We start from the raw sequence: 14,025 nt of genomic DNA on the forward strand, positions 1-14,025 counted from the left end.
TAGAGCGAACAGTAGAAAATTCGGCAGGATTCATTCTAGCGGCCAATATTCAGATGGTTCTTTCGTCGATCAGTAGAAACCGAGACTCAAATTTTTAGACATGCTCTAAGGGTTGAAGGACAAACAATGAGCACTTCATACAGGTACACAAGAAAAGACACAATGAGCAGAATTTGCAATACTTGAAAAAAATACTCATATTACCGCTCTTGCCAGACACAAACATGTAAAAATTACTACTCGCCACTATTAATGGCCATATCCATGTATTGTGACTTCTGAAGCAAATGACGATTCAAAAGACTTTCGGTACTACTTACATAACAACGCCTTCGAAGCCGGGGGTGATGAACTTTTTAGTAGAGTTGAAAGCGAACAAAAAAAGCTTACTCCTAAATCTGCTCGTTTTCTGATTGACGCAATGCGCTTGTGGCTATTCGTTCGAGGCCCTGAGTACATAAAGGAGAAACTTATTCCCTGGCAAGTTCGCATTCGTGAAGTGGGCTTTCTGGAAGATTGCGAAGTTGACCTGCTGTTTATACGCTGTGCTTACCAAAAGGGGTTTCACTACCGTTCTTATAACCTTGCGAGCCATCTTGACCAAAAGATCGAGCAAGCGCTAATCGATAAAAGTATCAATCGAAAAGTGCTCCTTCAGTCTTGTCTTCTCCCCAGAGTACACATCATGGCTGCTAAAGCACTGTACCGGCGGCTCGAACATTCTCTGGCCAGAGTCCACCTAAGCAGGGCTTATGATTGCTTAATTGCCTGCACTGACGCCACACAAAATGAATATAAATACCTATTCGGGAAGATCTATACGATCTTTGCACGGTCGTATTTTGATTACCCGGATCGGCATGATGAAATCATTGCCCTTCTCAATCGTGGTATTGAGCGATATGACACTTACTTTGGAAATACCTCACAGAGTGAGCGTACACAGCTTTTCTATGGTGAAGTTCAAGAGCTAAAGGCTTTATACCTCATTGAACAGTATAAAGAGGGCTGGTTTCCTGAAGCGCTCATCAACATTAGCAAAGCTATTGACTTAACCATAAATGCGCTTGGGAGAAATACTCATCGGCGGGTAGCTCATCTTTACCGTTATAAAGCATTAACCTACCTTAACCGTGCCAGACAGTTAAAAAGCCTGGAAAAGGATTTCACTACAGAGGTAATTGAGCTCTTAAATGAGGCTCTTAAGTTGTACAATGAAGAGATAAATATTCGTCTTGAGTATTTTAAGGACAAGCCCCACCCTACTCTGGCCAGAGCCTACAACTATCAGGCGAGTGTTTTTTTACTGCTAGCTGAATCCAAACTAAGTGGTCTTTCCATCAACATTGAAGATTCAAAAAGATATATTTTCAATGCGCAATTATCGATTAAGAATGCTATTGACTTTAATGAGAAATCAAAAGTTGCTAAACTTGGAGACATACTTACTACCAGATTAGGAGGAGCGCGATTCACAGAAGAAATGCTATTTCTGGAGGAGTTTATTGACCCTTTACAACGTTTTACTTCATCGGCCAGGCAGCTGAAACTTTGGAAAATAAGGTACAAGATAAAGGAGTGGAGAGGAGAAAGCTTCACCAGCCGGCATGAAGACTACCTGGCAGCCAAGGAAACTTATAATACTTGCAGGGGCTACCTTAAGGCCTGTGATTTCAATCTTGTTTGGGAGGGCTCCAAAGAAACCACTATTGCCCGTTTTTTACCGGTTCAGGAATCTTTTCTTGAGATTGCCCAAAGTCACTTAGAAGCTTGCGACAAATACGTTGCCGGAGATGAAAAAAGGGATGCAATCATCAATGATATATTTCGGGTTCATGTACACGGAAAGAAAAATGAAAACTGGGATGACCGACTGCCGGACTACCCAACTTACACGAAGGATGTAAAACTTCGTGACCGGCTCGTTATTATGGCTTCTCTGCAATCATACAGCCTTCATCGGTTTTTGATTCGCGATAAAGAGAAGAAGCAAGTCAAAAGTCAAAAACAAAACTACGGCCATTTCCCATCCGACGTCAAGATTATCATCGACAGTCACTTTGCTTTGCTTAAGCAGAAGCATCACCAGAGAAAACCAGCATTAGAGAACCAGAAAAAAATCACCCTTGCAAAGGCTAATGACATCATCAACGTTTTTGATGACCCTGTATGTCCAGCCGGCTTATTGTCCTATTTCATTGGCAGCAAGCATGTATTTGTACTCATCGTTTTAGAAGGCGACAAATTCGGTAAAGCACCCCTCAAAACATCCATTAGGCTCAATGCAAAGAATAACAGTTTTGCATTCGTAAACCAGTTGAAGAAGAAGGCAAGAGATCTCCGCGATGCCATTTCTCGTATCCATAATACTTACCATGACCTAAATCAAGAATTAAAAAAGCTGAAACAAAACTCCGAGAAATGGAAGAGCCTGAAAGACACAATAAAGCATCTGATCCAGTCTCCGGAGTTAAATTTCACAGAGACTACCTCCCAGTCTCCTGGCTACCTAAATGCGCAATGGCTCTGTCTCGCCTACGAATTATACCAACTGCTCTTTAGTGAAATTCTTACGGAAGAAACAGCCCACCTGGAAAGACTTTACCTATGCTTCAATCACGACGCCTTACAACGTATTCCTTTTGGTTTATTACCAATAGTTGACCCAAAGACTACCTTTAAGAATCCGAAGAAGGCGCGCTACGAAGAGCTAATTTACTTTGGAACGAATTGGCAACACGCAGTCATTCCGTCCCTTGCTGAGTTATGGAGACTACGCAGACCTGACCCCAGAAGTCCTGATGATACCTGTAGCGCCTATTTTGGTAAACCTTTACCCAAAAAAGATAGTCTGAAAATTTTCACTGGAGTCCGTGGGATAGACCGGCGTCGCAAAAGGTCCAGTGGCCTGCAACTACAACAACTTGCGGCGGCAGGAACAAACCACTTCAATGAACTTTGGAAGTATGTTCTAAAGCCAAAAGATGGAATAAGCATTAGTCAATTAAGCTTTTTCCCCATACTTAAGGGAACCGGCAAGCACCTCAAAGGAGCTAAAGAGAGTATTCTTCGTGCAGCACAGCAATCACTTATTCTTTATTTTTTCTGTCACCTACGAATTGATAAAAATAACAAATTTGATCAAAAAAAAATCGAGCTGAATGAGCCCGACCCAGCATTAGGAGCCAGCCCAAAGAAAGGCCCGATTCTCAAATCAAATCCTGATTTTTTCCATCATGAGGAGATTGCCTGCAACAACTTCAGAAATAATTGGCTGGTGTTCATTAATGGATGCGGAGCTTCCGAAGGTCCGGGCAGACGGGGTTACCTCCCCTTTTCTATGATGACGTCCTTTTTGAAGGCTGGAAGCAGAGCTGTTCTGGGAACCCAATACGAAACCTATACCCAACCTGCTCATTTTTTTGCTGAGCGTTTTTTCACCTATTGGATCATTGGAGAGAAAATGCATGCCCCGGAATCAGGTAAAAAGCCTGTAGGCCACATCCCCCCTTGCACACTGGGCGAAGCCATCAGAAAATCCAGCAACCATCTACTCCATGGCGTTGACAAGGATTATAAGGAATATGCTAACCCCATTCACTGGGGAGCTTATACTTTACTGGGAGACACTACGATGACCTACCAGCAGCTCATTGATTTTAACAATGCTCACCCCTCCGACGCCTTTCTATAAATCGTCGATACTAAAGTTCTGATCCGGGACTGGCACAAAACTGCCTTTGCCATCGGGCAACATATTAATGCCTTCAATGTCTCGCTCTGACACTCCTACTATGAAAGGAAACTCATAGGAAGGTTCTTTTGCTTTCAGGTCATCTTCACTTTTAAACATTTGGCCTAAATATATTCCCGGAATAAGTACAGTGTCTTTGACTACATCAATTTTAAGAATACCATTTTTTATTGCTTTTAAAGAAAAATATAGTGCTTCTACTCTGAAACCATCCTTATTTCTTATTTCAAGAAAAAAGCCATCATCTGGTACGGTTCCTTTTACAAATGGTATGACGATTTCTCTATCATACTCTTCAGCATCAAACTCGTTTTTAACCGAAGTTTTTGTTAAATCAACCTTAGGGCCGGTTTCTTCTTCAACGTCACCTAGATTATGGCGAGCCCCCATTACAACTCCCGGGTTATCCAAGGACTTTTCTGGCTGAAAGCTTTTATAAGAATCCAAAAATTCACGATACAACTTATTTACGGCTCCCTGTGAAATATTTTTTTTGTTTACTGAAAGTATATTATTTTCCTTTAAAGCATTAACAATTTCGGCCTCAGTATAATGAAGTGCCTTAAGTTTAACAATAGCTGTACGTTGCCTTTTCCAGGGGTCATCAAATCTGACATCCTGAATTCGCTTCATTTCCTCCCGCAATATTTGTTCTCTCAATATTTTCTCTTCTAACCTAATATCATCATCCTCTGGAATATCGTCGTCTTTCGGAATATAGTGAGCAGCCGTCACATCAGCCGTTCGAGTAGGCAGCATGAATAATTCCTTCATCCTTTCCCTGAGCCGTAGTTCTTCCTGAGAAAAAGGAAAGTCATCATCAAAAATTAATTTAGTACTTGTCAGGGCTAACAATCGACTCAGCTTTTCTCTTTTCTTAGTATTACTTCTAAGAAATAACTGATTAACCCCACGAATTTTTATTGCGTCTTCACTATTAAGCTTTTTCTGTCTTTTATTTAATTCCTGTTCTACTTTTCTGGAAGTCGCGTCTGGCGATATAATTAATGATTCGACGGCATCCAATTGGCGGCCCTTATTTGCTGATGACATATTTTTTTAATTTTGAGAGACATACGAATATTTCAGCAGGTGCTATACACCTTAAAAAATACTACCGTAAAGGACAATGAACAGCACAAGAGAGAATATCTCTTATTGTTAATGTATCGGCTTTTTTGAGTAAACCTAAAATACTATTTATTAAGTATGCAGATAGTGGCCTGTCTGTTTAGGTAAATAAACTGACAATATTCTAAATAAATTTTCAAAAGCCGCTCACTAAAGCTTGGAGTTGACAAGTGGCAATTCATTTGAAAATTAGTTTAATTAAGAATTAGAACACACTACGAACTGGTAGAAACCTGAAACAGGCCTACTACAAACAGTCAGCATTTGCACAAATATAGTCCAATAACGCTAATGTTGCAAATTCTATTACAATATACAAAATAAAAAAACAAATTCAAAAACTCTATTCCTCTCTTATTTCGCAACTGTGTAAGGGTTAACACACAGGCTACTTTAAGTAGAGCACGTACTCAAAAAATAGAAAACCCCTGAAAATACAAATTACTTTAATAGTCATTTTCGCATAGAATTTGCAAGTTTGACATAAAGTAACTAATTTTGACACAGAAGGTCCACGCTCCCAGTGGAAACGCTAAAGAAATTTAGCCATTGTGTTACAGTGGTGTCCGGAGAATAAGTGTTGGCGCACGTGCTCAGGACTCGGAGGAAACGTCCCCCGATTTTCCCTTTACGGATCGCGGTTGCGGTCCGGGACCTTCGTAACTAAACTCCGCCAGGCGCAATTTAGCCTCTACCACAAAGTTAGTGCCTGGTCCGGAGATTTTATTGTTTTAATCTCTACACTCAACATAACCAGTACAGATGTCCAGCAAAAAACACATCATAGTGGCAAGCTTGTTGTTTGCCATCGGTGGTATTGCCTTTTGGTGCACGTTCAATTCAACGGCTAGATCTCACCGCACTCAGATTGCCTCCCTCAAGTTAGAAATAACTGACCTCCAGCGAATTATATCCGTAATATCGAAAAACCCGGAAGAGTTTAATCAGATTCGGTCCCAACGGGACTCACTTCTTGGCAGAGATGCTTCCCGCAACGAAGATGACATTCGTAGTTCTAACTACCTCGAAGACCTGGAGGAAGAATATAATGCCAACATTCAAGACAAAATTGCTCTTGAGTTGGCGTTTCTAGAACTTCAGAAGCGCAACGACCACTTGGTGGAAATTAATGCTGGCTGGCAAATTCACGAAGATACTCTTCGTAAACGGATCGAGCTGCTTACACCATATTATCACCAATACCTGCAACAGCTCCAGGCTAACAGACGAGTAAATAAGACCCCACTGACCCGATAATTTAATAATAGGTCTGGCGGCCCGAAAAGTTCCACAGTGGCAACAAAAGTCACCGCCTCTTCAGCTAACTGAGCACCCTCAGCCCTCACCGGGTATGACACGAAAGCCATCTCAAAGCGGCTTCGCTACTGCGTCGATCATGGGGCAACTTCATAGAAAACAACATACACGAACAACATGAATAAAGTCATCCTCAAAGGAACCTCCGGGAGTGGAGGAAGGGCTCCACCCAAACAAAAACAGCACAAAGAATAATAACGCCAGACTTCTGGCAACAGATTTTTTCAAGGTCGACCTGGCCTTGAACGGTCATTCCCATGCCCGTTCCCGGCCATTTGCTAGCACAACACCCTCCGGTGTGCACCCGGAAATCTCGTCAGCAGCCAACCTGCAGCAAGCTGTCTGTCAATCGATTACAAAAACAACCATGAAAAAATTCATCAATGCTACTCTTGTAGCTATCTCCTTCTTTTGCGCCACCCTTACCGTTCAGGCGCAGATCACTGCGGACCTTGTGTTAAGGCAAGCTGCGAACTCTGGTACCGTTAACCCGAGCTCGTCAGAAAGTATCGACGCCAGCCAGCTATTAAGTTGGGTTCCGGCAGCAGCGGCTACCAGCATAGTCGTTCTCCAATTCCCTGATGGTAGCTTGGTAACCGTTCCAGGTTCTAAGCTTGTTGAAGTATTAGCTGCGTCTGGCTCACAGTCTACCTTCCGATACTTTTACCATGTCGATAACAAGATCGTAGCAAGCGAAGTAGTGATCCAGTAGCAAGACCCCGCAGAGAGCAGTCCATTTTCACAGCGATTTGCTCCAGACTCCGTACAGAAATAGCCGACAACCTCCAGGGGTTGTCGGCTATTCTTAATTCAGCGCAGTTGTGCTTGTACGGCAGCAGTTTGAAAACCGAAATGTTCCCGTTCAAGTCTTTTGAAAAGATTCATCTGATGGCGCAAGGGGATATTCCAGATCTATGCTCCAAAGCTTGTAAAATTTGCTTCCACCTCCATAAAAAACACCCTATACGAAGGTGGTCTAACCATCGTACAGGGCGGGGATTCTATTTACGCTATGAACAATCCAGATAAAACAATCATGAGAGGTAGTGCTTATTTCCAGAGGTCTACCGGCTAAAAAATTGAATTAATGAGGGTTAGTAACTTTTGCGCAAAATAAACCGCTTCCAAAGGCCTGTTAGCCTCACGTATCTGCTTGCACAAAGACGGCCGCCACCCAGGGCAAAAAAAAGCCCTCAACCCACTGAAATTCAATTGTTTAATTCCGGAGAAAAAACTTACTCACAATGAAAGTCGCGATCCACTTTTACATCGCTTTTCCAACAACTCCAATTGAGTCTGCATCCATGGCTTCTCCATGGCCAATCCTCCCTTTAGAAGGCTTTCCCGAACAACCAGCAAGTACTCCTCAATTTTTGCCCACACTTTTTCTGGTGAATCAGAGCGATTAGCCAGTTCATAGGCTTTGTGTATTGCCTGCATTCGTTCCAGGGCAACCTCATGCCTGAGAAGAATGGCCCACTCCCCTTCCAGTTTTTTCTTCTGATAGGCCACCCTTTTACGAAAGCGTTCCAGAATGACCGATGGGCGCAAATTGTTTCGTCGCAGAAACTTTCGCTCCGCTGTAGTCCCGTGATAATGCATGCTAAAAACACAGCAATAACTGAAACGAAGCGGTGACAGGCTAAGGATCTGACTATCCGGGAAACGCAGTTCTCTGAAAATTTTGAAGGCCTTCAGGTATTCTTCTTCCTGAAATAGAATTGCGGCTTTCAGGTTTTGCTGATAGGGCTTTCTGATCTTCGGATCAAGGAACGGGGAGTAAATCCTGGAAAAGCGCAAACTCCACTCTTTCACCGTGAAATTAGTATTGTGAGCCGGCCATTTTACCACGTGATTGATTTCCGGCAGGCGGTTACGCGGTATCATTAGTAAAACGGCTATCGTCAGGCATCGAAACACGCTCGCACTGAGGTAGCCTTCCTCTTTTACGCCATCATTGCTGTATCGCAGACCTACCGTGCGCGCCAGAATCAACAGGCTGTCAATGCCAAACTCTTTTCGCCCGATGTTGGTAAGACTAATACAGTAGCTGGATGCCATCATCAGGAGTTCAATCTGTTCTTCCAGGCTGCAATCTCCGGCGTGCAGGTCATAAACTCTCAGGTAATTTTGCAGGTCTTCAACACTTACCTCTGAAGGTCGCCTGGAGAGGAAGTCTAATACATTGGTGTAAAGAAAAAGTCCCTGGTCGAGTCCCAGGTATTCCTTTTTGCGTTCCAGCAGAGCAAAAGCTTCTGCGGCATCCTCTTCCCCTATTTCCAGGGCCTGCGGGCTGGTTTGCGCGGCATACAGCAACCTCCGGCAATGGAGACGAAGCTTCCCCTTTAGAAATGCCAGGTCAAGGGCCTGGTTGGCGGGTTTCAACCGGGGCACACCTTCGCCGAAGCCTTTCTTTTCGCTGGCCAGCAGATTGGCGAAAGCCAGGTCGACATCCTTAAATTTCATGGGACATAGATTTTCCCTCTTCGGTGGGGCACAACAAACGGACAACGGTACCATTCGGCAAGCATTGGCGGGGCCGTGGTTCCTGCGCTTGACGAATGATCAGGTGCAAAGAAAAACGTTGAGGAGCAATATTTAATCAACCCCGCTCTGACACCTACCTGAGACAGCGGAATTGTACAATAGTGTTTTTGTCTTGCAGGCAAGTTGCTTATATAAAAAGGAATACACCCGCCAATGTTGGGTAATGCCGTCGAAAATATTCACGAGCTCATGCATAGTCAGCTACTGCTGATGAGAATTCTACCTGTCCTGTCTGGGCTTCTCCTCATTCCACCAGGCTGTTTCTGCGGGCGAGAGAAAATATCAGGTCGCTAACCATCTTGCCCTATATCTATCCGCAGTCCGTCATGCCCCATCTCCCGGCCCGCCGGCAGGCGGGCATTTATCGCGGCGGTCTTCCCCATAGCATGGCTGAAGTGAGTCAGTATACCCCGTTTCGCTCCTAATACGTCCAGATAGTCCAGGGCTTCGCCAAGCCCCAGGTGAGAATGTGTTCCTTTCTGATGCAGGGCGGAGATGATGGCAGTTGTCACCCCCTGGCATCGCTCAATGGTTTTGGGAGGCAAGACCTTTACATCCGTCAGGTAGACCAGTTCCCCCCAGCGGATACCAATAATTGGCAAGGTACCGTGAGTAACTTCCAGAAGTTCTATGTCTTGCCCGCCAAAAGAAATGGTATCTCCAAAATTCACCTCCCGGATGTCTAAGCGCGGTACTCCGGGGTAGTCACTAAAGGCATAGGCAAAGCGCTCCCGCAATTCCTTTGCCACCCGGGGCAGGCAGTAGACGGGCATATTGATCTTTTGCCGGAAGCAATAGGGCCGCAGGTCATCCAGGCCGGCCGTATGATCCGCGTGTTCGTGTGTTAACAACACCCCCGACAAAGTTTTCACCTGCTCGCGAAGCAACTGAGTCCGAAAGTCCGGGCCGGCATCAACAACAAAGTTCTCCACTCCGGCCCGCAGCAATCCGCTGGCCCGCAAGCGCTTATCCCGGGGATCAGCTGACCGGCAGACTTCACAGTCACAGCCTAGCACCGGAACACCCTGAGAAGTAGCCGTGCCGAGAAAAGTAAATGAACGCTTGATACAGAGTTTTTTGGGAAAGTGGAATGCTGAAGGAATAGGTACGGCCCACGGAAGGTTCTACCACTACATGCTTTTCTCCCAGGCCCAGGCGGAGCGCATAATATCTTCTACGTCGCGCGTTGGCTTCCAGCCTAGTTGTTTTTCCGCTTTGGAGCGATCAGCATAGACGGCCACCACATCTCCTGCCCGCCGGCTTCCGAGTTGGTAATTGAGCTTTTCGCCGCTTACTTTTTCAAAGGCATTAATGGCTTCCAGTACGGTCAGCCCCTCCCCTATCCCCAGGTTAAAGAGTTCCGGGTTAGTGGAAACTTTACCCTCCAATAAGAACTTCAGCGCCAGCGTATGCGCGTGGGCGAGATCTTCAACGTGAATATAATCGCGCACACAGCTGCCATCGCGGGTCGCGTAGTCCGTCCCAAAAACCGTCATGGAGCCACGCTTTCCGGAGGCCGTCTGCGTAATCACTGGCACCAGGCTGGTGGCCGGGTTACTCGGATCTTCGCCAATGTGTCCGCTGCTGTGAGCACCGGCGGGGTTGAAGTATCGCAGGAGAATGGCCGCAAAGTCAGGCTGTGCCTTACAGTAATCGGTGATGATGTCTTCGCCAACCTGTTTGGTCAGGGCGTAAGGGCTTTCTGCTTCCTTGCGGGGCGTAGTTTCCCGCACCGGTAACTCATCAGCGTTGCCGTAAACAGAACAGGAACTGGAAAACACCAGATTAGAGCTCCCCTGAGCGGCGAGTCCTTCAATGACGTTAATCAGGCTATTGAGGTTGTTCCGCATGTAAGCCAGTGGCTTGTCCACGCTCTCCCCCACCAGCTTATAGGCAGCAAAATGAATTACTCCGTCAAACTGCTCCTTCACAAAGAGTTGGCTCGTTGCATCCGCATCAGCCAGATCGATGGCGTAGTTCTTTACGCGTACTCCGGTAATCTTTTCGATACCATCCAGCACTTCAGGGTGAGAGTTGTGGTAATTGTCAGCGCTAACGACCTCAAAGCCGTTTTCAATCAGGTCGACAATAGTATGGGAGCCGATATAACCGGTACCTCCGGTAACGAGGATGCGTTTCATAGAGTTTCATTTAAGTGGGTAAGATACGATGTTAGCTGCGCCAGCTCCCAAAAAAACATTGACATTTTACTACCTGAATGGTCCATTTATTGATCAGGCAGGCTCTTGTCTTGCTCAATCGTGCCGCAGCCTGATCTCCTCCTCCGGAATGTCGATTCCCATCCGGGCCATCAGGGCGGTAGCGTTAAAGCTTTGACAGACGCCGGGGTGTAGTTTATAGTCGAAGGTCAGTTGATCACCGTCCGTTTGTACTTCCATCGCGTAGTTTTCTACGCGGCTTCCCGGTTCATTTTCCAGGGCAGCCAGCTCCAGATCGTGGGTAGCGATGATGCCCGCGCCCCGCTCCCGGATAAGCTGACGAATGAGCGCCCGGGAGCCCGTGTGGCGATCGCGCGAATTGGTTCCTTTCAGGATTTCGTCCAGCAGGAAAAACACTTGTTGGTCCGGGTCGCTGACGGCTCCGATGATGGCTTTCAGGCGCTTGAGTTCGGCGTAAAAGCTGGAGGTACTTTCGCTCAGATCGTCCTGGGTGCGCATACTCGTCCATACTTGCAGTGGGCGCAAACGCAGGTGCAGGGAACAGGTAGGGGCGCCGGCATTCGCCAACACGATGTTGATTCCGACGGTCCGAAGCCACGTCGATTTACCCGCCATGTTAGATCCCGTCACCAGGTGGATATGCCCATCAGTACGCATCGAGAGATCGTTCGTTACCCGGCCGGCGGGGGATAAGAGTGGATGCCCCAGAGAACGTGCCTCAAAGATGGGGTCTTCCGTCCATTCCGCATCCGTCCAGCCAGGGTGGTTATGGCGCAGGGTAGCCCAGCTGACGAGGGCATCCGTTTCAGCCAGCGTATCCAGCCAGCGGGGGAGCTCTTCCCGATATTCAGCCCGCCAGACATCCAGTTTGCGCAGCCACTGCAGGCTCCATAAACCGCCTAATTCCAGTAACATGACAAAAGGGTTGTAGCGCACATCGAGCTGGCTGATGCGATAGGAGAGGGTACGAAGGGCGGGGGAAACCCCTTCCCCAACCCGCTGCTCTCCCGGCAGAGTGGAGATGTGTTCCAATAAGGCTGCGTAGCGGCTCAGCAGCGTCCCCATCTCTGCGGTGTAAGCGTGCTCGCGGGGAATGATCTCTTTATACTTCCGCAGCATCAGGATGGCCGGAACGAGGCCCAGCGCGCCGACATACCAGGGCCCGACAAAAAGCATATACACTAATGACGCCAGACTGAGAAAAGGGGCAAGTAAGAGCGCGAGGCTCTCCCAGCGGCCACTAACTACTGCCGGACGATCAAGCCAGGTCAGTAGCCGTTCAAAATGCCGGATATCATCGTTCAACTCATGTCCGATAGTACGAAATCGAAGGCACCAGTCCGGCATGTCTCCCAGAACCTTCCCCTGCACCTGCGTCCGCGCCCGCCCCTCTTCCGTTAGCCCCGACAGCAAGTGCTCCGCCAGGCGAGCCTGCCCCGGTGCCGTTACCGTTCGGTTCACGTATTGAAAGAGGCTGTGGCGGCCGAATATGTCAAGATCTAAAGCGTAAGGATGAGCGGAATTCAGAAAAGCCTTACCGTCCTCAAAATGCCCGAAATCGTGGTTCAGCGCCCGGGATTCACCGTCCGCCAGCCCCGCCAGAATGCTGGCGTCCTCCCCCGCCCTGCGGAGCGCCAGGTGATGGCGCACTCCCCACACAAGAACCGGAACCGTCAGTATCAGGAAGCCCAGCCCCCAAAAAAAATTCGTTGTAATCAACACGATAACGGCCGCCAGCCAACCGATAAAAACAACGAGCCGGACCAGCGCCAGTCGCTCGTAGCGCTGGGTATATTTTTCGGCCAGGGAGGTTTGCTCCTGAAAGGTTTGGCGGTAAAATTCGGATGGAGAGGGCATGGAGTAGTCTTGTGGTCTTGTGGTCTTGTAGGCTCCGCACTGGGGAGATTGCTGGAGGTGTTGCAGGCTCCGAACTTTGCAGGGCAAAAGTAGCACAATCGAGCTCGATAGAACGGTAATTGCTTACCTTGGGGCTACTAATTTGTTCACATGCTTTCCGACTACGTTTTTCAGGTAGCCACTCCCTTCAGTACCGGCACGGGTGTTTACCTGCCAGCCCACGGCCTGGTGGTCACCAATGAGCACGTTGTTCGTGACAACGCTACCGTAGTAATCGGCAGCGAGAAAGAAGCCGAGCAGCTTGCCACCGTTGTCTACCTCGATTCTTACTACGATTTAGCTTTTCTGCGCCCCGCTAAATCATTTGAGCTCCCGGCGCTAAAGCTGGCCGAAGCATTACCTGCCGCCGGTGAGCCGGTTACCGCCATTGGGCAACATTTCGGGCATCCAATCCGAATCAGCGACGGAGAGGTAATGGAGCCCGTGCATGAGCATCACGGTATACCCTTCATCATGCATAATGCCCTGCAGAAAGCGGCCCATAGTGGTGGTCCGCTATTCACCAATGATGGCACCCTGGCAGGAATTAATATGTACGATCTGCACGAAGGAAAAGGCCGGGCACTCAGTCTGCCCGCTACAACCTTGAAGCGATCGCTGGATCGCTTCACCAGCGGCAAGGGCCGCTCCGCCGCCCGCTGTTTCAGTTGCCGGGAAGTCATTTTCGAGATTCTGCTAAATCCCAAAGGACACTGCCCAAACTGCGGAAGTGAACTCGTTCTTCCGGATATGCTGGAGGATTATACGCCCACTGGCGTTCCCTCTACCATTGAGTCCATCATCACCTCGGGAGGCCACGATGCCCGCCTTGCCCGCCGGGGCCCTAACCTGTGGAGTATCCGCCAGGGCAGCGCAGTCATTCAGCTGGCCTACCATGAAGACAGCGGGCTGGTAACCGGAGACGCTTATCTCTGCTCCTTACCGGAGCTGCCCAATGCGGATCTCTTCGCCTTCCTGCTCCGGGAAAACTACAAACTCCCCCAGCTCACCTTCAGCACCTATGGGCGAGACATTATTCTCTCCCTCCTCATTTATGATCGTTACCTAACCGTGGAAACGGCACTACCCCGCTTTCAGGAACTCTTCCGAAAAGCTGATGAATTCGACAATATCCTGGTGGAACGATTTGGGGGGAAGTGGCTCGCATAAGTTTGCCTTTAGGAATGACTGGTTTTCAGA

At 47.7% G+C, this 14,025-nt stretch carries 9 protein-coding genes; 4 read left to right on the forward strand and 5 right to left on the reverse strand.

Annotated elements, in window-relative coordinates; genetic code table 11:
- Nucleotides 1–271 precede the first annotated feature (271 nt).
- Nucleotides 272–3,694, forward strand: a complete 3,423-nt coding sequence (locus tag BM123_RS22050; protein WP_139212044.1) for a CHAT domain-containing protein — start codon at nucleotides 272–274, stop codon at nucleotides 3,692–3,694.
- Here BM123_RS22050 and BM123_RS22055 read toward each other — a convergent pair.
- Nucleotides 3,689–4,807 (reverse strand): hypothetical protein, encoded by a 1,119-nt coding sequence (locus BM123_RS22055; protein WP_090173005.1) that lies wholly within the window; start codon nucleotides 4,805–4,807, stop codon nucleotides 3,689–3,691. The genes BM123_RS22050 and BM123_RS22055 overlap by 6 nt on opposite strands.
- Before the next feature lie 840 nt (nucleotides 4,808–5,647).
- Here BM123_RS22055 and BM123_RS22060 point away from each other — a divergent pair.
- Both BM123_RS22060 and BM123_RS24080 read left to right on the forward strand, forming a co-directional pair.
- The gene (locus tag BM123_RS22060) at nucleotides 5,648–6,142 is read left to right on the forward strand and encodes a hypothetical protein (RefSeq protein WP_090173007.1); all 495 of its coding nucleotides are present in this window, start codon (nucleotides 5,648–5,650) and stop codon (nucleotides 6,140–6,142) included.
- Between the two features lie 427 nt (nucleotides 6,143–6,569).
- Nucleotides 6,570–6,914, forward strand: a complete 345-nt coding sequence (locus BM123_RS24080; RefSeq protein ID WP_139212046.1) for a hypothetical protein — start codon at nucleotides 6,570–6,572, stop codon at nucleotides 6,912–6,914.
- Nucleotides 6,915–7,441: 527 nt separating this feature from the next.
- Here BM123_RS24080 and BM123_RS22070 read toward each other — a convergent pair.
- From BM123_RS22070 to BM123_RS22085, 4 genes are all read right to left on the reverse strand, one after another.
- The gene (locus tag BM123_RS22070; protein ID WP_090173011.1) at nucleotides 7,442–8,668 is read right to left on the reverse strand and encodes a hypothetical protein; all 1,227 of its coding nucleotides are present in this window, start codon (nucleotides 8,666–8,668) and stop codon (nucleotides 7,442–7,444) included.
- Nucleotides 8,669–9,039: 371 nt separating this feature from the next.
- Nucleotides 9,040–9,765 carry an MBL fold metallo-hydrolase gene (locus BM123_RS22075; RefSeq protein ID WP_175489511.1) on the reverse strand — a complete coding sequence of 242 codons (726 nt, stop codon included), beginning with the start codon at nucleotides 9,763–9,765 and terminating at the stop codon, nucleotides 9,040–9,042.
- A 114-nt stretch (nucleotides 9,766–9,879) separates the two neighbouring features.
- Nucleotides 9,880–10,890 (reverse strand): UDP-glucose 4-epimerase GalE, encoded by a 1,011-nt coding sequence (galE, locus tag BM123_RS22080; protein WP_090173015.1) that lies wholly within the window; start codon nucleotides 10,888–10,890, stop codon nucleotides 9,880–9,882.
- A gap of 114 nt (nucleotides 10,891–11,004) precedes the next feature.
- Nucleotides 11,005–12,786 carry a MutS-related protein gene (locus tag BM123_RS22085; RefSeq protein ID WP_090173017.1) on the reverse strand — a complete coding sequence of 594 codons (1,782 nt, stop codon included), beginning with the start codon at nucleotides 12,784–12,786 and terminating at the stop codon, nucleotides 11,005–11,007.
- Nucleotides 12,787–12,936: 150 nt separating this feature from the next.
- On the opposite strand from BM123_RS22085, the gene BM123_RS22090 reads away from it, so the two are divergent.
- The gene (locus BM123_RS22090) at nucleotides 12,937–13,995 is read left to right on the forward strand and encodes a trypsin-like peptidase domain-containing protein (RefSeq protein WP_090173019.1); all 1,059 of its coding nucleotides are present in this window, start codon (nucleotides 12,937–12,939) and stop codon (nucleotides 13,993–13,995) included.
- Nucleotides 13,996–14,025 lie beyond the last annotated feature (30 nt).

Source organism: Neolewinella agarilytica (assembly GCF_900110645.1).
In the GTDB taxonomy this organism is placed as follows: Bacteria; Bacteroidota; Bacteroidia; order Chitinophagales; family Saprospiraceae; genus Neolewinella; species Neolewinella agarilytica.